The organism is Flavobacterium denitrificans DSM 15936, assembly GCF_000425445.1.
GTDB lineage: Bacteria > Bacteroidota > Bacteroidia > Flavobacteriales > Flavobacteriaceae > Flavobacterium > Flavobacterium denitrificans.
Genome location: NZ_KE384378.1, coordinates 375999 through 402427, shown reverse-complemented (window position 1 = coordinate 402427; position 26429 = coordinate 375999). Strand labels below are relative to the sequence as shown.

At 33.9% G+C, this 26429-nt stretch carries 16 protein-coding genes; 11 read left to right on the top strand and 5 right to left on the bottom strand.

Annotated elements, in window-relative coordinates; all coding sequences use genetic code 11:
* Positions 1–52 precede the first annotated feature (52 nt).
* Complete coding sequence (gene fsa / locus H600_RS0118185; protein WP_026730131.1) at positions 53–709, top strand: fructose-6-phosphate aldolase; 657 nt, start codon at positions 53–55, stop codon at positions 707–709.
* A gap of 91 nt (positions 710–800) precedes the next feature.
* The gene (locus H600_RS0118180) at positions 801–1295 is read left to right on the top strand and encodes a hypothetical protein (RefSeq protein ID WP_026730130.1); all 495 of its coding nucleotides are present in this window, start codon (positions 801–803) and stop codon (positions 1293–1295) included.
* A gap of 122 nt (positions 1296–1417) precedes the next feature.
* On the opposite strand, the gene H600_RS0118175 is transcribed toward H600_RS0118180, so the two are convergent.
* The 3 genes from H600_RS0118175 to H600_RS0118165 form a co-directional block, all read right to left on the bottom strand.
* Positions 1418–2893: an MFS transporter gene (locus tag H600_RS0118175; protein ID WP_026730129.1), complete on the bottom strand. Its 1476-nt coding sequence runs from the start codon at positions 2891–2893 to the stop codon at positions 1418–1420.
* Positions 2894–3070: 177 nt separating this feature from the next.
* Positions 3071–3772, bottom strand: a complete 702-nt coding sequence (locus H600_RS0118170) for a LytR/AlgR family response regulator transcription factor (RefSeq protein WP_026730128.1) — start codon at positions 3770–3772, stop codon at positions 3071–3073.
* A complete protein-coding gene (locus H600_RS0118165) occupies positions 3762–4556 on the bottom strand; it encodes a sensor histidine kinase (RefSeq protein WP_245176599.1) in 795 nt (264 codons plus the stop codon). Before H600_RS0118165 ends, H600_RS0118170 begins: the two co-directional genes overlap by 11 nt.
* A 528-nt stretch (positions 4557–5084) precedes the next feature.
* On the opposite strand from H600_RS0118165, the gene H600_RS0118160 reads away from it, so the two are divergent.
* The 9 genes from H600_RS0118160 to H600_RS0118120 all read left to right on the top strand — a co-directional run bounded on the left by H600_RS0118160 (position 5085) and on the right by H600_RS0118120 (position 23099).
* Positions 5085–8273 carry a SusC/RagA family TonB-linked outer membrane protein gene (locus H600_RS0118160; protein ID WP_026730126.1) on the top strand — a complete coding sequence of 1063 codons (3189 nt, stop codon included), beginning with the start codon at positions 5085–5087 and terminating at the stop codon, positions 8271–8273.
* Between the two features lie 11 nt (positions 8274–8284).
* Positions 8285–9799, top strand: coding sequence for a SusD/RagB family nutrient-binding outer membrane lipoprotein (locus tag H600_RS22605; RefSeq protein ID WP_026730125.1), 1515 nt, complete (start codon positions 8285–8287; stop codon positions 9797–9799).
* Between the two features lie 88 nt (positions 9800–9887).
* Positions 9888–10913, top strand: coding sequence for a glycosyl hydrolase family 18 protein (locus tag H600_RS0118150; RefSeq protein ID WP_026730124.1), 1026 nt, complete (start codon positions 9888–9890; stop codon positions 10911–10913).
* A 360-nt stretch (positions 10914–11273) separates the two neighbouring features.
* Entirely contained in the window at positions 11274–14306 is a 3033-nt protein-coding gene (locus tag H600_RS0118145) for a SusC/RagA family TonB-linked outer membrane protein (protein ID WP_026730123.1), read from the top strand.
* Between the two features lie 10 nt (positions 14307–14316).
* The gene (locus H600_RS0118140; RefSeq protein ID WP_026730122.1) at positions 14317–15897 is read left to right on the top strand and encodes a RagB/SusD family nutrient uptake outer membrane protein; all 1581 of its coding nucleotides are present in this window, start codon (positions 14317–14319) and stop codon (positions 15895–15897) included.
* Between the two features lie 114 nt (positions 15898–16011).
* Positions 16012–17952, top strand: coding sequence for a glucosamine-6-phosphate deaminase (gene nagB / locus H600_RS0118135; RefSeq protein WP_026730121.1), 1941 nt, complete (start codon positions 16012–16014; stop codon positions 17950–17952).
* A gap of 138 nt (positions 17953–18090) precedes the next feature.
* Entirely contained in the window at positions 18091–20157 is a 2067-nt protein-coding gene (locus H600_RS0118130; protein WP_026730120.1) for a beta-N-acetylhexosaminidase, read from the top strand.
* A gap of 348 nt (positions 20158–20505) precedes the next feature.
* Positions 20506–21279: a TlpA family protein disulfide reductase gene (locus H600_RS0118125; RefSeq protein WP_026730119.1), complete on the top strand. Its 774-nt coding sequence runs from the start codon at positions 20506–20508 to the stop codon at positions 21277–21279.
* 200 nt (positions 21280–21479) lie between these two features.
* Positions 21480–23099 carry an ABC-F family ATP-binding cassette domain-containing protein gene (locus tag H600_RS0118120; RefSeq protein WP_026730118.1) on the top strand — a complete coding sequence of 540 codons (1620 nt, stop codon included), beginning with the start codon at positions 21480–21482 and terminating at the stop codon, positions 23097–23099.
* Between the two features lie 180 nt (positions 23100–23279).
* Here the strand turns inward: H600_RS0118120 and H600_RS23070 are convergent, their stop codons facing one another.
* Both H600_RS23070 and H600_RS0118110 read right to left on the bottom strand, forming a co-directional pair.
* On the bottom strand, positions 23280–23453 hold the full coding sequence (locus tag H600_RS23070) for a hypothetical protein (RefSeq protein ID WP_167330312.1): 174 nt from the start codon (positions 23451–23453) through the stop codon (positions 23280–23282).
* Positions 23454–23567: 114 nt separating this feature from the next.
* Positions 23568–26387 carry a T9SS type A sorting domain-containing protein gene (locus tag H600_RS0118110; protein ID WP_026730117.1) on the bottom strand — a complete coding sequence of 940 codons (2820 nt, stop codon included), beginning with the start codon at positions 26385–26387 and terminating at the stop codon, positions 23568–23570.
* Positions 26388–26429: the final 42 nt, after the last annotated feature.

Sequence of the window (26429 nt, the reverse complement as noted above, 5' to 3'; positions counted from 1 at the left end):
TTTTGTAATTTTGCACCGAATTTTTCAACACACAATTATAAATAGATAGATTATGAAATTTTTTATTGATACAGCTAATTTAGCTCAAATTAAAGAAGCGCAGGCTTTAGGTGTTTTAGATGGTGTAACCACTAATCCATCATTGATGGCAAAAGAAGGAATTACCGGAAAAAACAACATTTTGAAGCATTATGTTGATATCTGTAATCTTGTTGAAGGTGATGTAAGTGCAGAGGTAAATGCATTGGATTATGACGGAATGATCAAAGAAGGTGAAGAGTTAGCTGAATTGCACGATCAAATCGTTGTAAAATTGCCAATGACCAAAGAAGGTGTTATGGCTGCAAAATATTTTTCTGATAAAGGAATCAAAACAAACGTAACTCTTGTGTTTTCTGCTGGACAAGCTTTATTAGCGGCAAAAGCTGGAGCAACTTATGTTTCTCCGTTCGTAGGACGTTTAGATGATATTTCAACTGATGGTTTGAATTTGATTCAAGAAATCAGAGAGATTTATGACAACTATGGCTATGAGACGCAAATTTTAGCAGCTTCTGTACGTCACACTATGCATATTGTGAACTGTGCAAAAATTGGTGCTGATGTTATGACTGGGCCATTATCTGCAATTGCTGGTTTATTGAAGCATCCTTTGACTGATATCGGATTAGCTCAGTTTGTTGCTGACTTCGAGAAAGGAAACAAATAGTAATCAGGTTTTTATAAAATATTTAAATCGTCTTTTTTATTAAAAAAGACGATTTTTTTTTACTTTTATGTAAACGTAAAAAGAAATATTTATGAAAATCATCTTAGTTTTAGTTTCGTTTTTTGTTGCGACAGTATCGATAAATGCGCAAGCCAAGGTTTTGACCAGTGTTAATGATGCAGGCGATGTGGCTACTTATGAGCTAGATTGTACAACCAAGTTTCAGTCTTTGGCAAAAGGTCTTCGTTATAATATTACCCGACATGAGTTTAAAGGGCCAGAACTTAAGAACAGTTATCGTTTAATGTTGGTCATGGATGGTTTTTATTTGAAAACCCCAAATAAGGAAATGACTATTTCCGCAGTTTTAACGGATGGTACTATTGTTGAAGCAAAAAAGATAATAGAAGATGACGGTTTTTTTGATGGAGCCTGTACTTTAAGAATAAAAGATCCTAAGGCGCTTTTAGCGGCTAATATCGACAAGGTTATTGTCCATGCTGACAAAGATGTTGTTTATAAGATTTCTGAACAAAGCAGAACCATTTTTAAGAAGAATTTGAGTAATATCATTAATGCTAAGTAAGCTTCTAAGTGCTAAGATTCAAGGGGTCTAAGTTGGAAATTTAAATTCATGCATATTGGTAAAAGAAAAAACTCCCATTTGAATAAAATGGGAGTTTTTTTTATGTTGATGTTTTTTACTTTTTAGTGTCCGCCTCCGCCACCTTCAACGTGGCTGATTCCTTGTCTTTTTAATAGTTTAGGACAATAGAAGCCATAAAATGCTAAGTAAGCAAAGCCAAGAAGTGGTACGATATAAGAGAAGTGTGTGTATGAAATTCCTAAAATTCCCTCTGGATTTGTAGCGTCTAGGTCGCAGATGCTTCCTTGAACCAATGGAATAACTCCTCCTCCAAGAATCATCATAATTAAGAAAGATGAAGCTTTTCCTGTGTTTTTCCCTAAGCCTGCGATTGCTAAATCGAAGATTGAAGGCCACATGATCGATAAGAATAATCCTCCAGAAATAAAGAAGAATTTAGCGATTTCTGGATTTGGCCAAACAAGTCCTAAAACCATCATCAGTAATCCTGAGATTCCGAAAAGCATTAAAGTTTTGCCAGCATTTTTACCTCCTACAAAACTTACAGCAATGAATAATAAGATCCAAATTGGGTAAATGTAGAATGTTGAAACGTCGTGAGCGGCAAAAATGTTAGCTCCGATAATTACTCCGAATGCTAAAGCAGGAACGATGAATTTTAAAGCTGTATTTACTAGGTTTGAAGTGTTGAAAACGTTTACACCACCATTCCAGCGTCCAATCATTAAACTTCCCCAATATAAAGCGATAAATGGTGCAATAGCATCTTCAAGGATGTTTCCGAATTCATTTGTGTGCAATAGGGCTGGCAAATTACTGATAATAGTTACCTCAGTTCCTACATAAATGAAAATTCCTAGCATTCCAAGATACAATTGAGGGTAATCAAGGATGTTGAATTTTGCATGTTTGTGCTCAATTATAGCTTGTTCTTCATCAACTTTTGCTGGATCTTCAATTTTAGAAAAATACATGAAAACTGCAACTACGATGAAAGCAAGACCTAAAATGATAAAAGGTAATTTGATGTCTTCTAGTGAAAGGTTTGTTTTTTTATTGTCGCCCATCCCGAAAAGCGCAATTCCTAGTAAGATTGCTCCGATTGTAGTTCCGAAAGAGTTGATACCTCCTGCCAATGTCAAACGGTGTGCTCCAGTTTCTGGGCTTCCCATTTTAATAGCAAGTGGGTTGGCAACAATTTGCTGAATCGAAAATCCTAAACCTACTGTAAATAATGCTGTTAAGAAGAATGGGAAACTTGCCATTGTTGCAGCAGGAACGAATAAGAATGAACCAACAGCCGAAAGAATTAATCCTGCAGCTAATGTTTTTTTGTATCCGAATTGTTGTAAAACATCTCTTTTTAATGATACTAAAAAGAAAATAATTGATCCAACAAAGTACGCTGCATAAAATGCCCAAGCTACTAATTGCGACTGAACTTGCGATAAAGTAAATACTTTTTTGAATACTGGTATCAGGATGTCATTGGCAGAACCAACAAAACCCCAAAAGAAGAAGACGATTATCAATGAGATAAATTGTCCCCACTTGGTCTGTACATTTTCTGAACTCATAATTGTAATAAGGTTAATTTTTTATTTATAGTGTTTTTTGAAGACCGTAAATATATTTGTTACGAATAGCAAAAAAAAATAAAAAGGCACAAATAATGTTAAATTTAAACAAACAACATCATTTTTTCAACAATGTGTTAGTTTTAACTTAGTTAGAAATCGAAAATGTAATAAGATTTATTCCAGAATTTTGTTTTTGACGTCTTTGCTGTAGTTTCTGCCTATTGGAATTGTGTAGGATTGTATTTGAATTCGGTTTCCTTCAATAGATTTTACCTTATTCAGTGCGATTACGTACGATTTATGTATTCGCAAAAAACGGTCAGAAGGCAATTCTTCTGACAAAGAAGTTAGGGATTTATGTGTAATATAGGTTTTGTCTGGAGTGACTACTTTTATATATTCTTTCATTCCTTCCACAAATAGGATTTCCTCAATATTGATTTTCATCATTTTTTTATCGACTTTGATGAAAATGTGAGAATCGCCCTTCGTGGCTTCAACTTTAATGTTGTTTTTAAGATTGTATTCGGTAGTGATTTTATTAATGCATTTTATAAATCTAGGAAGCGGAATTGGTTTTACTAAATAATCGAGTACGTCAAGATCATAGCTTTCGGCAGCAAATTCCCTAAAAGCGGTTGTGATGATTACTTTAGTTTTGTTTTCGATAAGGCTGATCAATTCAAATCCAGTCATCATTGGCATGTTGATGTCTAAAAAAACAGCATCAACTGGCGTGCTGTTTAAAAAATCAAGTGCTTCCAGAGAATTATTGAATGTCGCAACAACTTCAAAATCTGGGAAATTTGCAAAGTAATTTTGCAAGACTTTGACAGCTAATGGTTCATCATCGATCAAAACACATTTAATCTTCATTATGAATAGGTATTTGCAAACGGATTATATAGTAGTTTAGTTTAGTTGACTGTTTTAGACTAAAATTATTCTTATAAATTAATTTCAGTCTTTTTTTGGTATTGATTAATCCAATTCCTCCTTTTGGACTAAGATTTTGTGAAATTACAAAATTATTTAGGATTTCAAAATCTAACAATTTATTGTCGATAACTTTGCAATTGATTTTGATTTTCAGGTTTTTGTTGTTTAAACCGCCATGTTTAAAGGCATTTTCTACCAATGAAATAAAGATTAGCGGTGGCACAACAATATCCTCAATATTAGATTCCAGATTTATGGAGACTTCGACATTTTCAAATCGCAACTTTTCGATTTCGATATAATTTTGGATATAATCTATTTCCTTAATCAATGGGACAAACTTGGTTCCTTTTACATCATAGAGAACGTATTCCATCAAATTGGATAATTTAATGATAACGTCTGGGACTTTATCTGAAGATTCCAAAGACAAAGCATATAGATTATTTAAAGTATTAAAGAAGAAGTGCGGTTGTATTTGGTTTTCAAGGTATTTTAATTTGATTTTGAATTGATTTTCTCTCAATGAGCGGTTTCGTTCGCGTTCACGTAGCCAAGTCAAAGTAAGATAAACAGATGAAGCCATTGCTAAAACGTAAAGTTCTCCAATGCAGACAGCTACAATATGATTGATTTCAAAAGGATGATATTCTCGATTCGCTTCAGGCCAAATATTTTCGGATATGATATAATAAGTAAGCGCAGTCTTGCATAAATACATTACAAATAAGCTTGTTAGAAGCAAAAATGTATAGAGAATATATTTTTGTTTCAAGACAAATTTTGGCACTAAAACAAACAAATTGAAATATACGAGCGGAATTACTAATGAAAATTCAATCAAGTTTGATTTGAACGAATAAGGGTAATCATTAAAATAGGCTCCCCATCTTAAAAAATTTAAAGTAAAATAGATACTCCAAAACCAAATATGATTTTGAATCTTAATATTGAATTTGAGTTTTTGAATTTCCTTCAATTTAATTTCTTGGAGTTAGCTTGTTTTGGTCAAGTATATAGAATATTGTGCAACTTTAAACAATTAAGAGCTAAAACGCAATTCTTTTGAATAAAAAAACGTAAAAAAAGTGAAATGATGCTTAATTTCAACGAGATAACGTTTTCGTAAAACATAATGTTGAATGATTTGTGTCGTTTGTTTAAGGTTTTTTGCTGTTTGTATAAAATGTTTTATTTATGTTAAAATTAACAATAATTTTATCGCATAACTAAAAAAAACCATGAAAAAATGAAACAATTTGTATTAATCTTTGTGATTTTTCTCGCCTCGCAGTTTGCGAATGCACAGGCGAAAACCATCAAAGGTTTGGTAAGCGATGAAAACGGATTACCGTTGCCTGGAGTTAGTGTAATAATTCAAGGTACAAAAACGGCAACCCAATCAGATTTTGACGGAGTCTATACGATTCAAGCATCTACAGGTGATGTGCTTGTTTTTTCGTATATTGGAATTAAGACTAAGGCTGTTACAGTGGCTGGTTCAGCAACAATAAATGTTGTGTTATCACCAGATACTCAAAACTTGCAGGAAGTAGTAGTTACAGCATTAGGTATCAAGAGACAAAAGAAAGAATTGGGATATGCAGTTCAGGATGTTAAAGGTGAACAACTAAACAAAGTAATCACAACTAATGTTGCTACGGCACTTTCAGGTAGAGTTGCCGGTGTTGATGTGTCTATTCCTGCAACAGGTGTGGGCGGAAGCACAAGAGTTATTATTAGAGGTATATCAAGTATAGGTGAGAGTAACCAGCCACTTTATATTGTTGATGGTGTTCCAATTGATAATACAGGTTTGTCTAATGATGCCGCGGCAACAAGCAAATGGTTTGATGGTAGAGATAGTGGTGACGGTATCTCAAGTATCAACCCAAATGATATTGAAAGCTTAACGGTTCTTAAAGGTGCAGCTGCAGCAGCGTTATATGGTTCTAGAGCGTTAAATGGTGTAATTTTGATTACTACTAAAAAAGGAAGCAAAGGAAAACTACAAGTAGAATTAACAAGCGGTGTAAGTTTTGACCGAGTAAATGCTAAATATAACGATTACCAAACTGACTACGGAACTGGCTCAAACGGGGTTTTGCCAGATCCGAACAAAGCAGCTACTGAAATTTACCAATATACAACTAGTGCATGGGGACCTAAATTTTCAGAATCTGTAGGACAGCAAGTAAAAATATTTGACGGTTCGATGAGACCGTATGCTAAAGTAGATAACAATATTCAAGATTTCTTCAGAACAGGATTTACAACATCAAACGGAATTGCGCTTTCAGCGGGAAGTGACAATGCGATCGTTCGTTTTGGATTTAATAATCTTAAAAATGATGACGTAATTCCGGAATCTGGTTTAGAAAGAAACAATGCTAGCTTGAATGCAACTATGAAATCAGACAAATTTACTTTAGATGCAAATGTAAATTATATGGTTGAAAACACAGACAATAGACCAGGTTTGGGAGATTCGCCAAATAACGTTGGGTATTCTTTAAGTGGTTTGGCACCAAATATCGATCAGGCTTGGCTTAAAAATTCGATGGATCCGACGGATAATTCAATGTATCCATGGAATAATAATGTGTATTCGTTGAATCCATACTGGGTTGTAAATGAAAATCACAACTCAACTCGAAAAAACCGTTTTATGGGCAATGTTACGGGGACTTATCAGTTGAAAAAATGGGTTGCCTTGACACTTAGAACTGGTTTGGATACTTATAATTTTAGTTCAAAAGATTTTATGGCTTGGGGAAATACTTGGCCAGGAAGAGATGCGGGTTACCTAGGACTTGAAGATATTAAAGTTTCTGAAATGAATACTGATTTGATAGCAACATTTTCAGATATTAAATTGACTGAAGATTTTACTTTTTCTGGAATTTTAGGAACAGGTAGAAGAGATTTCAGAAGAGAACAAAGTTCTAGATTCGGAACAAATATTATTGAGCCTGGAACTGAGTATATTAGTAATTTCTCAAATCAGACTGAAAATGCGCCACTAGATACGAGAACTAGAACAAATTCAATTTATGGTTCTGCTAAATTTGATTACAAAGGATATTTATATGCTGAGTTTACAGGAAGAAATGACTGGTTTAGCGTAATCAATAAAGATGCTTTTTATCCAGCGGCTTCATTAGGTTTTGTTTTCTCAGATGCATTTGATATTCAAAGCGATACTTTTTCATATGGAAAATTCAGAGCATCTTGGGCAGAGGTTTCTAATGCGCCAGGGGCTTACAAGAACGCTTTAAATTATACGACTTATTCTTCTTATAATGGAGGAAGTGTTGTAAACATCAAAAATACTTCAGCACCAAATCCTAATTTGACTTACCAATCAAAAACAGGAGTAGAGTTTGGGGTTGAAACTGCTTTCTTCAAAAATAGATTAAAAGCTGATATTACTGTTTACCGTGAAGATACTTCAGATCAAACTATTGATTTGCCATCTTCAGCAACTTCTGGATATGAGTATATTTCTGTAAATGCAGGTAAACTTCGTAATGAAGGTATTGAGATTTTCTTGTCAGGAACACCAATTAAAAACAAGAATTTTGAGTGGGGAATTGATTTGAACTTTTCAAAAAACAAAAACTCAATTATTTCGTTGCATCCAGATATTGATACTTATACTATTTCTGAGGCACGTTGGGCTGGTGCTGCAATTGTTGCACAAGTAGGAGGGCAATACGGGACTATTATTGGTAAAGATTTTCAAAAAACACCTTCTGGAGAAATGATAGTTGGGGCAAACGGTTTGCCAGTTTACACAGATACTAAAGTTGCCTTAGGAAAAGGACTTCCTGATTGGGCAGCAGGTTTAACAAACCGTTTTTCTTATAAAGGAATTACACTTCAATTTTTGATTGATATGAAATTTGGAATGGATGTATTCTCTATGACAAACTCACTTGCGGCACAAAAAGGACTTCTTGATGTTACTACAGAAGGAAGAGATGCTTATAATGAGGCGAGAGCACAAGCCGTTGCAAATGATCCAAATTTTAGTCAAGCAACTTGGGTGCCTACAGCGGGTTATGTAGCAAATGGTGTTGTAAATACAGGAACAGAAGCTAATCCGGTTTATGTGCAAAATACAAAACCTGTAAATCCACAAGATTACTGGAACTCAGTATTTAACAATACGCCTGCGCCGTTTATTTATGATGCATCTTACGTAAAATTAAGAGAGGTAAGTTTGGGGTACCAAATTCCAAGAAGTGTTTTTGGCGGAGCAAAAATCAACTCAATTTATGTTTCGGCTTTCGCAAGAAATTTATTCACTTTTAATAAAGATTTGCCAAACATTGACCCAGAGTCTATGTACACTTCAGGAAATGGACAAGGTTTTGAATATGGTTCATTGCCATTCAGAAGATCATATGGTTTTAATCTTAAAGTTACATTCTAAAAAAAGAAATTATGAAATTTAAACAAATAATAGCCCTACTTGCAATATTTACGCTGGTTGGCTGTACTGAAAATTTTGACGAACTGGAAAAAGATCCGGTGGCGTTATCTGCAAATCCTGCGGGACAGCTTACATTTACTCAATTGTGTTTGTCAGGTGATGGATACTATCAATGGAGAGCCAACTTGATTTATTCTGGAGGATTTGTGCAGCATTATGCAGGTGCATGGAACGTAACAGAATTTGGAAGCAAATTCAAGAAAAATGATGATTATGCTACAGCTCTATGGAGAAATGGTTATGCAAATGAATTAAAAAGTGCTGTAGATATTATCGAAAAAACATCTGGCGATCCTACTTTGGTAAATATGAATGCAGTTGCTAAAATCATGAAAGTAATGATTGCGCAGCGTATTACAGATTTATATGGAGATGCTCCTTATTCAGAAGCTGGTTTAGGGTTCTCTAAAGGAATTGTAACGCCTAAATATGATAAACAGCAAGACATTTACAATGCCTTTTTTAAAGAATTAGAGGAAGCATTTGTACAATTGAACGATGGCGGTGGTGCAATAAAAGGCGATCAGTTTTACAACGGAGATGTTTCAAAATGGAAAAAGCTAGCTAATACATTGCGTTTGCGTCTTGCCATGAGAATTTCAGAAGTAAGCCCTGCAGAAGCAGAAAAGCAAGCAAAGGCAGCATTTCAAAATGGTGTTTTTCAAAGCAATGCTGATAACTGTTTTATGAAATGTTTGGATTTCCCTTTTAATGATACTCCGGGGGCGCTTGATTTTAGAGGAAACGGATTGTCATATGCTTTTATTGGAAACGAAAATGGAGATCACTTTAGTTCATTAATGATTGATTTTTTAAGAAATAATGGCGACCCAAGGTTAACAATGCTTGCAACTCCTAAAACAGCAGGTGTAGCTGGTGGTGCTCCAGCTCCAGGTGAAGAACTTTATGTTGGTAATACTCCAGGAGTTTTTCAATGGGATATGCCAGGTGGATCTAATGCAATTTCAGGAATTCAGCCTTATTTAAAATTAAAAACAACTCCTTTTTTGCATGTTAGTTATTCAGAATCACAGTTATTATTGGCCGAAGCCGCTTATAGAGGCTGGGTTTCAGGTGCTGCTTCTGATTATTATAGAAAAGGAGTTGAGGCTGGTATCAGACACCTTGTAATGTATGGTGCTGCGTTGCCAACTCAAGGTGCAATTGACACTTATTTGAACAACAAACCATTAGTTGCAGGAAGTGAGAAAGAACAAATTGCTACACAGCTTTGGGTTACGTACTTGTTGAATAGTATTGAAGCCTATTCAAATTGGAGAAGAACTGGATTTCCTAAATTGTTGCCAATCAAAAATCCAGATTCTGAAACGGGCGGAGTTGTTCCAACACGTTTATATTATCCAAATGATGAAGCACAAAAGAATGGTGCGAATTTCCAAGAAGCTTTATCAAGAATGGGTGGCAAGAATGAATGGACAAATAAAGTTTGGTGGGATGTAAACTAAAATAAGCTCACAACACCATAGAGTTATGCCTAATAAGGTATTATTTCAATCTAATTAAATTAAAAACAATCTGTTTAAATTAAAAATTATGATCAATAATAAAGCCTTATTAGGCATTCTTTTCTATATAATTTCGTTGACATCGGTTTATAGCTGTAGTTCTCAAAAAGATTTTGATAACGATGAGGGCAAGCCAAAAACTGCTCGAGTTGTAGGTTATTTATCGTCGGATAGTTTTAGTAAAATGACTTCGATTCAGTTTTGCAAATTAACACATCTCAATATTGCCTTTGCAAATCCAGACAAAAATGGAAATATCATTTTTGCAGGAGATATTGATGCACTTATTAAGTATGCCAAATCAGTTAATCCTACTATTTTAATAAGCATTTCTTTAGCAGGTGGCGTAATTTCAGAGGAGCAAGCATCAAATTGGTCTTGGTTAATTGATAAACCAGAAAACAGGCCTGCTTTAATTCAGAACATCATAAATTTTGTGGAACTTCATCGTTTAGACGGCGTTGATGTCGATCTTGAATGGAACGCTGTAACTGTTGGGTATAGCGGCTTTGTGATTGAATTAAAAAAAAGTCTTTTTGAACATAAAAAAATTATGACGGCAGCGTTGCCTAATAATACTCGTTTTGAAAATATAAGTACTGAAGCTTTAAACGCATTTGATTTTTTAAATATCATGGCCTATGATAGTACAGGGCCGTGGACTCCAAATAATCCAGGTCAGCACAGCTCTTTCGATTTTGCTAAAAACGGAATAGAGTTTTGGCACAAACAACAAAATGTTCCAAGTGAAAAACTAACGCTTGGTGTACCTTTTTATGGTTATAATTTCACTTTTCCCAATGTTACAAGTTCTACGTATGGAGAAATTGTTAAGGCAGGAAAACAATTTGCAGAACTTGATGAATTAGGAAAAACATATTATAACGGAAGACCAACAATTTCTAAAAAAGTGGAATATGCAGTTCAAAATACGGGCGGAATTATGATTTGGGAACTCGCGCAAGATTCATTTGACGAATATTCACTTTTAGAAGTTATTCATAAAAAGCTTAATGCATTAAAAATCAGTACAACACAACTTTGTGATAATTAAGATAAAATATAAACGACACTATTTTGCCAATAATCGGTAGGGCAAATATTAAACATAAAACTTAATATTTTGTTAAAGAAAACAGGAAATGCGTTTTTGCTTCAGCTTTTAACTTTTTAAGGTGTTGTATTTTAATTAGTTAGTTGATTTTGTATTATTTATAAAATAACTCATTTTGTTGAAGATAATATTGAATTAAGCTTAAAATGTAGAAATATTTCAGCTTGAAAACGTTTTCGTAAAACGCATTATTGAATGTTTTATGTCGTTTGTTTAAAAAAGAATGCTGTTTGTATAATTTATTTTTTTTAACAATGTCTTAAGAATAATTTTACGTCATAACTAACAAAATAAATAAACATGAAAAAAATTTTCTTAATCTTTATGATTGTTTTTACGGCGCAGGTTTCGCTTGCTCAGGTTAAAAATGTCAAAGGTGTGGTTACAGATTCTAACGGAATGCCGTTGCCAGGGGCATCTGTTTTAGTACAAGGAAGTCAAAAGGGAGCTACTACCGATTTTGACGGATTGTATTCAATCGAAGCTCAAAAAGGGCAGACTTTGGTTTTTAGCTATGTAGGTCTTGAAACACAAAGTATCGTTGTTGGAGATGCAACAACTGTTAATGTCCAATTGGTTACGGGAGCTTCTAATGCATTAACTGAAGTTGTTGTTACTTCATTAGGTATTAAAAAGACAAGAAAATCTTTGACTTATGCTGCTCAGGAATTAAAAGGAGAAGAGTTGACAAGAGTTAGAGATGCGAACCTTATCAATACTATCGCTGGAAAAATTGCCGGTGTTGCTGTAACTAAAAGTTCAAGCGGTACAGGTGGTTCTACAAAAGTAGTTATTAGAGGTAATTCTTCTGTTTCTAACAATCAGCCTTTGTATGTTATTGATGGTATTCCTTTGTATAACGGTTCTTCAAGCCAGCCAAACGACAGTTTTGGTAGTACTGCGACTGGAAACCGTGATGGAGGTGATGTTGTATCATTGATTAATCCAGATGATTATGATGGAATGACAGTTTTAAAAGGTGCGGCTGCTTCTGTATTATATGGTAGCCAAGGTGCAAATGGAGTTATTTTGTTGTCATCAAAAAAAGCCAAAGCTGGTACTCCAACCCTTAGTGCTTCTTCAGTAACTATGTTTGATTCAGCGGCATATTTGCCAAAATTCCAAACTGATTATGTTGCAGCTTCTGGAGCTGATGAATCTTGGGGTGCAAAAGAAAAAAGTGATGATCATGTAAAAGACTTTTTTAATGTAGGAACAACTCAAATTACATCAGTAGGATATTCTACCGCTGCTGAAAATTCTTCTACCGCTTTTACATATTCTAATACTTCTGGAACTGGAATTATGCCGGGCAACAGTATTAAGAAAAACAATTTTGGTGTTCGTCAGACTGCTAAATTTTTTGAAGACAAACTTAGCTTTGCAGCAAATGCAAACTATACTACTCAAGAGATTGTAAATAAACCAGTAAATGGTTTCTATTTCAATCCTTTGACTGGAGTTTATTTAATGCCAAGAGGAAATGATTTCCAATATTACAAAGACAATTATGAAGTTTTTGATCCAAGCAGAAACTTAATGGCTCAAAATTGGATGACTAATAGAGATATTATGCAAAATCCTTATTGGGGAATTAACAGAAATAAATCTATTGACAAAAACAATTTCTTCAATGGAGCTTTAGCTTTGACTTATAAAGCTAATAATTGGTTAAGCATTGCTGGTCGTTATAGCTATAACAGAATTGAAAGTGCTTTTGACAAAAAAATATACGCTACTACACAAGGAACAATTTCTCACATTAATGGTAGATATTATGTAGAAAACGCTATAAGCACACAACGTTATGCAGATTTAATTGCTACGATCAATACAAAATTTAGTGATGATTTCAGTTTTAATGCTAATATCGGTACAAGTGTAACGAATACTTTAGGAAATCAAAAAACTATTTTAGATTCAGGAATTGGTGGCGGATTAAAATATGCTAACTGGTTTACATTGCAAAACTTCAATAATAATGCAGGAAACTATCAAACGATAGACACTCGCAAAGAAGTACAATCTGTTTTTGCAGCTACAACTTTTGGTTATAAAGAAATGTTGTATTTAGATGTTGCGGCAAGAAATGACTGGTCATCTACTTTAGCTAATACTGATAGTGCTGGATATTTCTATCCTTCAGTTGGTTTAACTGGTATTATTAGCCAAATGACAACTTTGCCTGAATGGATTAACTTTGGTAAAGTTCGTGCTACTTATGCAGAAGTTGGTAATGACGTTTATCCTTTCGTAACAACACCGACATATTATTATACTCCTGGTGTTACAGATCCAAAACCAAAAGTAGCTCCAAAAGAAGGTACATCATTGAAGCCTGAATTAAAATCAGAGTTTGAGTTTGGTACTGAATGGAGAATGTTCAACAACAGATTAGCTTTTGAATTGTCATACTACAATTCTGAAACTAAAAACCAATATTTACAAGTAGTTGCTCCAAAAGGAAATGCTCAAGGAGTTGATTTTTACGGAATCAACGCAGGTAGTATAGAAAATAAAGGTTTCGAAGCAGTAGTTACAGCTGGAATTGTTAGAAATGACAAATTTTCATGGGACGCAACAGTGAACTATTCACAAAACAAAAATAAAGTTAAAGAGATTCCAACTGAACTTGGAGGTAGAGTTAACTTAACTGAGGCTGGAGTAAACAGCTACAGATATGCATTGATTGAAGGAAGACCATTTGGAGTTATCGAAGGTATCAATTACAAAAAAGATGCTCAAGGAAGAATGTTGTTGAATGATGATGGAACAATTCAAAAAACTGATTTCCAGGAAGTAGGTAACGCTAATCCTGATTTCATGTTAGGTTTGTCTAATTCATTCAAATTAGGTTCGTTCTTTGCAAATGTTTTAATTGATGGCCGTTTTGGTGGTGAAGTAATGAGTTTGACACAAGCACAAAATGATTCTTTTGGAGTGTCTCAAGCTACAGGTGATGCTAGAAATGCAGGTGGTGTGAAAGTGAATGCGGTTAGAGCTAGTGATGGAACTGCGGTTACTTCAATGGATGCTAAACTTTACTATACACAAGTTGGTGGTAGAGCAGGTATTACTGGAGAATATGTTTATGACGCAACAAATGTAAGTGTGAGAGAAATCTCAATCGGATATAATTTCAATGCTAAAAAATTACCATTTATTAAGGCTGCAAGTATTTCATTAATTGCTAGAAACTTATTCTTTATCTATAAAGATGCACCGTTTGACCCAAATATTGCATTAAGTACAGGTGAAGGTTTACAAGGGGTTGACATCTATGGAATGCCATCTACAAGAAATATCGGTCTAAATTTAAATGTAACATTCTAATTTTAAAAACATGAAATTCAACAATATAAAAAGAACAGCTATCTGTATCTCAATGCTTGCAGCAGTGGGTTGTACAGGTGATTTTGAAGAGATTAATACCAATCCAAACGGTATTACTCCTGAACTATTTGAACAAGATTTTAATCACATTAAAGGAGGCTTTGCTCCAATGTTCAACAATCTTTATGTATTTATGCCAGAATGGGTATATCAATTACAGCAAAACTTAAATAGTGATATCTGGTCAGGATACATGGCTACTCCAACTGGTTTTGAAGGAGGAATTAATAATACCACGTATAAATTAATGGACAACTGGAATGGATATACTTGGGATTATGCCTATAGCAATGTAATGTACAACGCTTATGATATTGCTCAAAAATCAAAAGGTAAATACGATCAGTTTTATGCTTTGTCTTTGATTTTGAAAGTTGAAGGAATGCATAGAGTTGCAGATACTTATGGGCCAATTATTTACTCAAAATTTGGAACAAACGCATCTACAATAGAGTATGATGCATTAGATGAAGTTTACAATCAAATGTTTGCTGAATTAGATTTTGCTGTTGCCGAATTGACAAAAAGAGTTGACGCTGGCGAAGCCACGACATTTGCGACTACAGACATGTCTGGCTACAATGGTGATTATAAAGCATGGGTTAAATTTGCAAACAGTTTACGTTTGAGATTGGCAATGCGTGTTGTTAAGAAAAACCCAGCTTTAGCAAAAACTCAAGCCGAAAAAGCAGTTGCACATAAATTTGGTGTGTTTACTACAAATGCAGATTTATTTAAAGTTGTTTCACCAGTTTACAATAATCCAATCGCTACAATTAGTGGTGCTTGGTTGGATATTCGTATGTCTGCAGATATGGAATCAATTATGGGAGGATATAATGACCCAAGATTAGCAGCTTATTTCGATACTTCAACTCAATTCCCTGGTGAATATAAAGGTGTTCGTACTGGTATTGAAATTGCTGCGAAATCAGACCACCAAGATTTTTCTGGAATTGGAGCTGTGGTAAGAACAAAAGAAATTGTTTTAATGACTACCGCAGAGATTTATTTCTTAAGAGCGGAGGGGGCATTAAGAGGATGGAATATGGGAAGCGATGCTAAGACATTATACGAAGCAGGTATTACAGCTTCTTTTGATCAGCGCGGAGTATCTGGCGCAGCAGGTTATATTGCTGATAATACAAAAACGGCTAAAGCTTATGTAGATCCAAAATTCCCAGTTAACAATTCAGTACCAGTTAATAATGTAACAATTGCTTGGGATGGCGCAGCTACAAATGAAGTGAAATTGCAAAAAATCATTACTCAAAAATGGATTGCCAATTTCCCAGAAGGACAAGAAGCATGGTCTGATTACAGAAGAACGGGTTATCCAAAATTATTCCCAGTACTTAAAAATTATAGTGGAGGAACAATCACTACTGAGTTTGGTGCTCGCAGACTTAACTATCCAGTTTCAGAGAGAGCTGGAAATTCTGGTGGTGTTGCTTCGGGAGTATCAAAATTAGGTGGACCAGATACTGGAGGATCTAGACTTTGGTGGGATACTACTACAGGTAACTTCTAATAATGAAAATTTAAAAGAATTTAAGTTTGGTTAGTAATTGAAAATGGTATAAGTAACGAGAGTTGCTTATACCATTTTAAAAACCAAAATTGTAATACCAAAAAAAAGAAAAAAATGAAAAGTGCTTTAGAAATAAAACCTGATATCAGCTATAAAAGCGCCGGTAAATTTGAAGAAACAAGATTTGAGAAAATCCATAACGAAATTTTCAAAAACTCTGCCGAAGCGTCTATAATTGTAGCTCAGGAAATCGCTCAGTTAATCAGATCGAAGCAAGAAAAAAACAAAACTTGCGTGTTAGGTTTAGCCACAGGTTCTTCACCCATAAAAGTGTATGAGGAATTAGTGAGAATGCACAGAGAAGAAGGACTAAGCTTTAGCAATGTAATTACTTTTAATTTGGATGAATATTATCCAATGGCGAAAGAAAACAATCAGAGCTATCATTATTTCATGCATCAGCATCTTTTTAATCATATTGATATTAAGCCTGAAAATGTTAATATTCCTGACGGTACAGTTGCAATTGATGAATTGAATCAATACTGTATTGATTACGAAATGAATATTAAACAAGCTGGTGGTCTAGATTTTCAGTTATTAGGAATTGGTCGTACAGGACACGTAGGTTTTAACGAGCCAGGTTCGCACATCAATTCAGGGACAAGAATTATTACATTAGATCATATTACAAGAGTCGATGCATCATCAGACTTTAATGGGATAGATAATGTGCCAAAACGCGCGATCACAATGGGAGTTTCGACCATTATGAGATCAAAAAGAATTGTATTAATGGCTTGGGGACAAAACAAAGCCGATATCATTAAAAGAACCGTTCAAGGTGATATCAGTTCAGAAGTTCCGGCTACATTTTTGCAGAATCATCCTAACGCAACTTTCGTTTTGGATCAATCTGCGGCATCAGAATTAACTCGTTTCAAAACGCCTTGGCTTGTTGGCGAATGCATTTGGACACAAGAATTAAAAAGCAAAGCGATCGTTTGGTTATGCCAAAAAACAAAACAATCGATTTTAAAATTGACAGACCGTGATTATAATAATAACGGAATGTCTGATCTTTTGGCACAAGAAGGTTCTGCTTACGATTTGAACATTAATATGTTTAATGTTTTGCAGCATACCATTACCGGATGGCCTGGTGGAAAACCAAATACAGACGACTCGCATCGTCCAGAAAGAGCCAATCCGGCTAAAAAAAGAGTTATTCTTTTTAGTCCACACCCAGATGATGACGTAATTTCTATGGGAGGAACTTTTTCAAAATTGATAAAACAAGGTCATGATGTACACGTTGTATATCAAACCTCTGGAAATATTGCTGTTACAGACGATGAAGCATTGAAGTTTGCTGAAGTATGTAATGATTTTGTAGGCGCAGATTTGTCAAAAGATATTAACTTTAAATCGGTTATTAAGTTTTTGAACAATAAATCACAAAATGAGATTGATTCTCTTGAAGTTCGAAAATTAAAAGGATTAATCAGAAGAAGAGAATCTTACGCCGCTACAAGATACATTGGCTTAAAAGATGAGAATACACACTTTTTAGATCTTCCTTTTTATGAAACTGGACAGGTTAAAAAGAATCCGCTTGGTCAAGAAGATATTGAGATCGTAAAAGATATTATCGCCAAGATAAAACCGCATCAGGTTTTCGCGGCAGGAGATCTCGCTGATCCGCACGGAACACATGAAGTTTGCTTGAATGCTATTTTTGCGGCAATGAAAGAGCTTAAATCGGAAAAATATATGGACGATTGTTGGCTCTGGTTGTACAGAGGCGCTTGGCACGAATGGGATATTCATGAAATCGATATGGCAGTTCCATTAAGTCCATCAGAAGTATTGTTGAAACGTCATGCCATTTTGTATCATCAGTCGCAAAAAGACCGTGTTATGTTCCAAGGAAATGATTCTAGAGAATTCTGGGTTAGGGCTGAAGACCGAAACAAAAACACAGCAGTTCTGTATGATGAATTAGGTTTGGCAGAATACGAAGCAATTGAAGCCTTTAAGCGTTTCGATTATTAGATTCAGAAAACGAGTCAATTGCAAAATTCAGAATGATTTTATAGCGATTAGTGAGGTTCAATAGAAGTCGCTCTGAGTTTTGTCCTTTTTATAAATTTAGTGTTATCGCAAGAATACATCTTTTTCAAAAACAATAAAATGAAATATTTATTAGTCTTACTATTTGCGGGTTTAACGTCTAGCGCTCAAGTTCAAAAGGAGCAGCTAAATCTTATGCCTTGGCCTCAAAGTGTTGTTATAAACGACGGCAATTTTACTTTAACGAAAAACTTTAAAGTAAATATTACCGGAAACCCAAATCCAAGAATTTTTGGAGGAGTAACTCGTTTCTTGCGTCGCTTAGATGGTCGGACTGGTATGTTTTTCTCACAAGGGTTTGTTACTAAATTAAATGAAGTTCCGTCAGCAGAACTTCAGATCAATTGCACAAAAAGTGGAAAAATTGGTTTGTATGAAGATGAAAGTTATCATTTAGATATCAAACAAAACACAATAACTATAAACGCAACAAGCGATTTAGGAGCTTTGCACGGTTTAGAAACTTTATTGCAATTGTTGCAGAATAACAATACATCATTCTTTTTCCCAAATTCGCAAATTTCTGATTTTCCTCGTTTTACTTGGAGAGGATTGATGATTGATGCTTCAAGACATTTCCAGCCAATTGATGTTATCAAAAGAAATATTGATGGATTGGCGGCAATGAAAATGAATGTTTTTCACTGGCATTTAGTTGACGATCAAGGATGGAGAATTGAAATGAAAAAACATCCAAAACTAATTGATGTTGCTTCAGATGGATTGTATTATACACAAGAGGAAATTAAAAATATCGTAAAATACGCCGATGAGCGCGGTATTTTGATAGTTCCAGAAATAGATGTTCCAGGTCATGGATCAGCAATACTTACAGCTTATCCAGAAATTGGAAGCAAAGTGATTACATTAACTGGTGGAACTTCTGAAAAAAATATTCAAGGTACAGCAATCGCTACCTATGGACTTGAAAGAAATGCAGGTATTTTTTCGCCAACATTAGATCCTTCAAATCCTAAAACATATCAATTATTGAGTGAAATTTTTGATGAGGTTTGCCCATTATTCCCAGGCGCTTATTTTCATATTGGAGGAGATGAAAATGAAGGAAAAGACTGGGATACAAACCCAAAAATTCAAGCTTTCAAGAAGAAAAACAATTTAACGACTAATCATGAATTGCAGACGTATTTTACTATGCAATTGGTTCCGATGTTGAAAAAACACGGAAAACAATTAATGGGCTGGGAAGAAATTTTGACAAAAAATATGTCGAAAGAAGCAATTATTCATTCTTGGAGAGGTGTAAATGAAGGAATGGCTGCAGGACAATCTTTAGTTGATGCTGTAAAGAAAGGTTATAAAACAGTTTTGTCAAACGGTTATTATATTGATTTGATGTATCCAGTTGAAAGTCATTATTTGAATGACCCAATGCCTAAAGGCGCTAATTTGACAACTGAGGAAAAAGCAAGGATTTTAGGTGGAGAAGCAACGATGTGGACAGAGCTTGTTAGTCCAGAAACGATTGATTCAAGAGTTTGGCCAAGAACCGCAGCAATTGCTGAAAGACTTTGGTCAGCAGAAGATATTGTTGATGTTGCAAATATGCGCAAACGTCTTGATGTTGTTTCATTCAGACTTGAGGAAGTTGGACTGACGCATATTCGCAATAAAGCTGTAATCTTAAGAAATATTGCAAATAATCAAGATATCAATATTTTGAATGAATTTTCAAATGTTTGCGAACCATTAAAAGGATACACGCGTAACAAAGGCGGAACAGAATATCAAATGTATTCTCCGTTGACACTTTTTGCAGATGCCTGTTCAGCCGATGCTAAAGATGCAATTTCTTTTAATGAAGCAGCAACGCAATATGCAGCAAATAAAACTCCAGAAAACAAAGCAAAAGTTGCGGCATTTTTAACAAAATGGATTGCCTTAAATAAAGGATTGAATGAATTAAGTGCAAATGCACCTTTAGTACAGCCAATTCTTCCTTTGGCAAAAAGATTAAGCGATGCTTCAGAACAAGTTTTATTATCTCTTGACAACAAATCGACTTTGAAAACAGAAGATTTGAAGAAGTTAATTGAAGATTGCAATACAAAAGATTTTGCCGATGTGGAGTTGGCAGTTTATGCTGGCTTGAAAAAGTTAATATGAAAATTTGGTTTGAATTAGTAGTGTTTGTTTAGTGCTTTATTTTATTTATCTCTGTCAGCAATTTTCTGGCAGAGATAATTATCACAAACGGATTCAATCAATAAAAGATAGAAATAAAATATTGGGACGGTTAAAATTGAGTTTGGTTATTTATTTTTTAATCTTAGATTTTATTTCAGAATAATGATCAAATTTGAGTGATTTGTTATTTGGTTTTCACTTAAATGCGAACATTATAAAACCTGGTGATTTTATTGCCAGGTTTTTTTATTTAGTTGAATTTTTGAAAAGGTTGTCATTGTCTAAAAATCATTACTTTTGATTTTAGAATTATTGCCTAAAAACTCCATGAAGAAATCATTCATTTTTGCATTCTTATTTTTAATTAATGTATCGTCTTTTAGCCAAAATAAATTTGGAAATCCTGAAGTTGATCCCATTCAAATTCAAAAAACGTTCACGGATTGGTCGGTTTATCAAAGTAAAAAAATAATGCTTTCAAGAGATTTTACAGCTTTGGATTCATCTTCAAAAGAAATTTCAAAAGAAACTTTTTTAGATCAATTAGCAAACGGAAATTTCATTCCAGTCCGATTAAAATCGGATGAAGCTATTTATGTTTATAAACTTTTCAAAATTCAGCCAAAAACAGATACGAGCATAAAAGCGACAATAAATCAAATTGGTTTTGATGCTTACAAAAACTATAAAATGGAAGGAACCGCTTTTCCTAAATTTTCATTTAAAGATTTAAACGGAAATTTGGTTACCAATGAATCCATGAAAGGAAAAATCATCGTAATAAAATGCTGGTACATTCACTGCACGCCATGTATAAGAGAATTTCCCCAAGTCAACAAATTAACAGAAGAATACAAAGACCGAAAAGACATTGTTTTCATGAGTTTAGCCGAAGATTCTCCAGAACAGTTAAAAACGTTTTTAGCGAGAAAACCTCTTTCATATTCTGTAATTCCAGACATGAAAGAATATATGAATGAAGCTTTGCAGTTAAATTCTTTTCCAACGCATTTTATTTTAAACAAAGAAGGGATGATTGCGAAAGTTTTGCCGAACTTCGAAAGTCTTGAAGTGGCTTTGGAGAAGGAAAGTAAATTGTAATAGAATTAATCTCGCAAAGTAATCTCATTTTTGTCATTTCTGACAAGATTGCGTATAATCATCTATATAAAAATAAAACATTGCGCCTCTGCGCCTTTGCGAGAACCGCCTTGTCAATATAAAAAACTTAGCACCTTTGCATCTTTGCAACTCTGAACCTTTTTCACTACTTTTGCACCAAATTAATTAAAAAGACATTCATGTTAACAGTCAATAATTTATCAGTTCAATTTGGTAAAAGAGTTTTATTTGATGAAGTAAATACAACTTTCACTCACGGAAACATCTACGGAGTTATTGGAGCCAATGGTGCTGGAAAATCTACTTTTCTAAAAATCATTTCAGGTGATATGGACCCAACTTCTGGACATATTCATTTAGAGCCAGGAAAACGTATGTCGGTTTTAAACCAAAACCACAACATGTTCGATGAGCATACTGTTTTGGAAACCGTTTTAATGGGAAATAAAGTTCTGTACGCTGTTAAAAAAGAAATGGATGAGCTTTATTTAGATTATAATGATGCCAATGCAGATAGAATAGGGGAGCTTCAAGTTCAATTCGAAGAAATGAACGGTTGGAACGCCGATTCTGATGCTGCAGCAATGTTGTCTAACTTAGGTATCACAGAAGCAGATCATTATACTTTAATGGCTGATATGGAAGGAAAAATGAAAGTACGTGTGCTTTTGGCGCAGGCACTTTTCGGAAATCCTGATGTATTGATCATGGATGAGCCTACCAACGATTTGGATTTCGAGACAATCGCTTGGTTAGAAAACTTCTTGGCAAACTACGAAAACACTGTAATCGTTGTATCTCACGACCGTCACTTTTTAGATGCGGTTTGTACACATATTTCTGATATTGATTTCGGAAAAATCAATCACTATTCAGGAAACTATACATTCTGGTACGAGTCTAGCCAATTAGCGGCAAAACAACGTGCACAGCAAAACAAAAAAGCAGAAGAGAAGAAACAAGAGTTGGAAGAGTTTATTCGTCGTTTTAGTGCAAACGTGGCGAAATCGAAACAAGCAACTTCTCGTAAAAAGATGATTTCGAAATTGAATATTGCCGAAATCAAACCTTCAAGCCGTCGTTACCCTGCGATTATCTTCGATCAGGATCGTGAGGCTGGTGATCAAATTTTGAATGTACAAAACTTATCGGCTTCTGTAGATGGAGAAGTTTTATTCAAAGATGTGGATTTGAATATGGCGAAAGGCGATAAAATCGTTCTTTTCTCTAAAGATTCACGTGCAACAACTGCTTTCTACGAAATCTTAAACGGTGAGCAAAAAGCAGATTCAGGAAGCTTTGATTGGGGAATTACAACAAACCAAGCGTATTTGCCAGCTGAAAACCATAAATACTTCGAAAATGACTTGACTTTAGTAGATTGGTTGCGTCAGTATGCTAAAACGGAAGAAGAGCGTGATGAGGTATTCATTAGAGGTTTCTTAGGAAAAATGATTTTCTCTGGAGAAGAAGCTTTAAAAACATCTAGAGTTTTATCTGGAGGAGAAAAAGTACGTTGTATGTTGTCTAGAATGATGATGGAGCGTGCAAACGTTTTAATGCTAGATGAACCAACAAACCACTTAGATTTGGAGTCTATTACAGCTTTCAACAACTCATTGAAAAACTTTAAAGGTTCTGTGATTTTCACAACGCATGACCACGAGTTCGCGCAAACAGTTGGTAACAGAATCGTAGAATTGACACCAAACGGAGTTATCGACCGTTACATGACATTTGACGAATATCTTGATGATGAGAAGATTCAAGAACAAAGAAAAAAGATGTATAATCTTTAATTTTAAAATTCCAATATATTAAAAATCCCAAATTCCAAATTAGACTGGAGTTTGGGATTTTTTAATTTAAAAATATAGCCACGAGTTGCACGAATTTCCACGAATTAAATTTGTGATAATTTGTGTAATTTGTAGCAAAAAAAATCCCCGCTATGAAAATAACGAGGATGTTTTTATGTTTTATTTGCTTCCGAACATTTTTGCGAAAATCCAGATAATAATCGCAACCACAAAAATTACGATAAAAATCCCGAATCCCATTCCGGCCTTAAAAATGTCTCCAATAACTTCACAGCTTGTAAATGAAAACAGTACTACGAATACCATTAACAATCTTAGTATTTTATTTTGCATGACTTCTGATGTTTTAAATTGATATTTAAAATTACTTCAGGAATCAGGAAAATGTGTTATAGAATTTTTTGCAAATGTTTTAGGATTTGGAGTTATTTTCTGTTAATGAATAAGTTATTGTTTAATTATTTTAATCGATTTTATCTGATTGTCAGAATAAATTTTTGCGATATAGACGCCAGTGCTAAAATTTGAAAGATCTATTTTTATCGTGGTTGAGTAATATTTTTCACTTAATAAAGTCTGACCTAATAAATCATAGATTTCAAGGTAATCTATGCTGGAACTGTTGGATATGCTAAAATAATTTTTTATTGGATTTGGATATATTTTGAGGTTTTCAAAAACATAATCATTTGTGCTTAGAGTTTGGCTTACAGTAACAGGAAGTCTGTAATTGCTTTCAATCCCATTAATTGTTTGGGTGGCAAAATAGGTTGTTCCCTCAGTAAGAATTGTATCTAGTGATAAAACTACATTAGTGTTTCTTTTATTTGTTGCATTGTTGTTTGAAGAGCATAAGCTTTGACTGTTGTACCATTGTATATTTTGTCCACTAACAGTGAGGTTAGCTAAAGTTTGCCCAGATTTAAAGATCTGATTTGATTCGCCAACTGGTGGAGGAGTAGCTAAATTACTGGATAAGCTGTATCTAATGATGTTGTTTTTTTTAGTTCCATCAATACTGAAGAAGTTACCGGCTACAATAAAGTTGTCACAATTTTGTTGAACAATCTGTGCGTGATTATAGTTTTGTTGGCCACTAAATGAATTTTTGTAAATACCATTTTGATCAAATACATAAAACAAATTATTTTCGGTTGTAGGGCTGTTTCTAAGCTGACCAAGAGGCATTGTTACGATAATATTATTGCCAGAGGTGAATATTTGGCTGAAAGTCTTTGTGGTAATTATTTCATTAAATGTTTTGTCAATAGTTCCATTTTCTGTTAATCGACGAATATATGTGTCGTCAAAACTTTTATGGGAAATTACTAATATTTTCCCGTTTTCTAATAGTTTTGAATAATTGCTTTGTGATCCGCTTTTAAATGAATCGTCAAGAGATCCATCTTGATTTAGTCGGTGTAAATAATTATATTCCTGAGAATACATGTCTAAATTGGCGCAAACTAATATTTTGCCGTCTGGTTGTATCTCTAAAGAGCTCGGAATTCCATTAAAGAGTTTAGATACGAATGATTCATCAACAGAACCATCGGTATTAAGTCGAATAAGTTTATAGAATTTATTATCCATAAAAAAAGCTCCACTGCCTAATAATATAATTTTTCCGTCTTTTTGAATTTTATAATCCAAAATTACATTAGAGCTATTGTCATAGTTGAAAGATTTAGTAAAGTTGAAAGAATTGTCTAGTTTGCCGTCTTTATCTATTCTCACTAGATTTTTTAGATTTCCATTTACATTTATTGAAATAGCTGATTTTTCTTGTAACGCATTTGAAATTAATATTTTACCATCATTTTGTTCTTTAAGAATTGCGTTTAATTGATAATCTGTTTGCTCCGTAAAAAGTGTTATTTGTGGATCAAGCGTAAAACTAGAGTCAAATTCTCCATCTTGTGTTAGCCTGCAAATACGTCTGCATCCATTATCATTATAGGAAGAAAATCCTCCTGCAATTATAATTTTTCCATCTGACAATACTAAAGGATTATGAAGGCTATTAGTAAATGAAGAATTATTATTATTAGTAAAAGCCTCGTTCAAATCTACCAAGTTTGTTCCTGAATGAGGATTAAAACTCAGGTCTAAATCACCATTGCTGTTCAGGCGATAAATTCCATATCGAGTAATTCCGTTGGTTCCGTTATATGTTCCGTTAATTATGAATTTACCATTTTGAATAAACATCGTTCCGTCATAAAAAGAATATACAGAAGGAGCAAGATTAGTATCTACATATGAATTGTCAATAGATCCATCAGAATTTAATTTGTAAGTTTTGTATTTGGTAGTATTTATGAGATACTTTCCGTTATCTAGAATAAGGAAAGATGAAATGTCACTATTGTTAAAAGTAGGTGAATTGATAAGATTCAAACTAAAACTTGTATCTCTAGTTCCGTTTGAATTAAGTCTGACAATTTCTAAACTTTTTTTGTTACCATTAGAACGAAAACTTCCTCCGCTAACCATAATTTTTCCATCGTTTTGAACTTGGATCTTATTGATTTCTTTATCGAAACCTTCTAGAGGATAGTCAAGGCCGAGATTATCAACAAAGGTACTGTATACATTAAAGCTATCATCATTTGTACCATCGTTGTTTAATCTTCTAATTCTTCCATTATAATTATTTATACTAGGGAATTCGCCTCCTACTATATATTTTCCATCTTTTTGAATTGCAATTGTATTTATATAATATTTCGAACCGCTAGCATAAAAATCATAGGTTAACAAAAATGTGTTATCTATACTTCCATCATCATTTAATCTTGCAATACCAAAAGCATTTGTATTGTTAATTTTTGAAAAGTTGCCAACAATAGTTGTTTTTCCATTGTCTTCAATAAGTAAATTCTTGATAACCCCAACAGTTACAGGTAGAGTAAAGGTTTTATCCAGAGTTCCATCGTTATTGTAGCGCTTTACTAGACCTTCGTCTAGAGTCAAGAATTTTCCATTCGATTTTATGAAAATTTTTGTTGAACGACCACAGTTTCCCGAAAAGTTAAAAGTCTTATCTATACTTCCATCTTGATTTATACGTATAATTTTCCAAGAGGTAGCATCTTGAAATCCGTAAACCGAAAGTAATCGTCCGTCAGAAAACATTGCACTATTGTATCCAATATATTGATCATATTTACCATCGTCTCTCGTGTTGAATGTATTATCTAAGCTTGGGGTTTGAGCAAGAATTTTTAAACTAAAAAATAAAAACAATAAGTAGATTTTTCTCATATTTGAATAATAAGTCTTGTTAAAATTATTCAAATATAATAT

Coding starts and splice junctions, on each gene's coding strand:
- fsa (WP_026730131.1), top strand. CDS start 53: ATGAAATTTTTTATTGATACAGCTAATTTAGCTCAAATTAAAGAAGCG.
- H600_RS0118180 (WP_026730130.1), top strand. CDS start 801: ATGAAAATCATCTTAGTTTTAGTTTCGTTTTTTGTTGCGACAGTATCG.
- H600_RS0118175 (WP_026730129.1), bottom strand. CDS start 2,893: ATGAGTTCAGAAAATGTACAGACCAAGTGGGGACAATTTATCTCATTG.
- H600_RS0118170 (WP_026730128.1), bottom strand. CDS start 3,772: ATGAAGATTAAATGTGTTTTGATCGATGATGAACCATTAGCTGTCAAA.
- H600_RS0118165 (WP_245176599.1), bottom strand. CDS start 4,556: ATGTATTTATGCAAGACTGCGCTTACTTATTATATCATATCCGAAAAT.
- H600_RS0118160 (WP_026730126.1), top strand. CDS start 5,085: ATGAAACAATTTGTATTAATCTTTGTGATTTTTCTCGCCTCGCAGTTT.
- H600_RS22605 (WP_026730125.1), top strand. CDS start 8,285: ATGAAATTTAAACAAATAATAGCCCTACTTGCAATATTTACGCTGGTT.
- H600_RS0118150 (WP_026730124.1), top strand. CDS start 9,888: ATGATCAATAATAAAGCCTTATTAGGCATTCTTTTCTATATAATTTCG.
- H600_RS0118145 (WP_026730123.1), top strand. CDS start 11,274: ATGAAAAAAATTTTCTTAATCTTTATGATTGTTTTTACGGCGCAGGTT.
- H600_RS0118140 (WP_026730122.1), top strand. CDS start 14,317: ATGAAATTCAACAATATAAAAAGAACAGCTATCTGTATCTCAATGCTT.
- nagB (WP_026730121.1), top strand. CDS start 16,012: ATGAAAAGTGCTTTAGAAATAAAACCTGATATCAGCTATAAAAGCGCC.
- H600_RS0118130 (WP_026730120.1), top strand. CDS start 18,091: ATGAAATATTTATTAGTCTTACTATTTGCGGGTTTAACGTCTAGCGCT.
- H600_RS0118125 (WP_026730119.1), top strand. CDS start 20,506: ATGAAGAAATCATTCATTTTTGCATTCTTATTTTTAATTAATGTATCG.
- H600_RS0118120 (WP_026730118.1), top strand. CDS start 21,480: ATGTTAACAGTCAATAATTTATCAGTTCAATTTGGTAAAAGAGTTTTA.
- H600_RS23070 (WP_167330312.1), bottom strand. CDS start 23,453: ATGCAAAATAAAATACTAAGATTGTTAATGGTATTCGTAGTACTGTTT.
- H600_RS0118110 (WP_026730117.1), bottom strand. CDS start 26,387: ATGAGAAAAATCTACTTATTGTTTTTATTTTTTAGTTTAAAAATTCTT.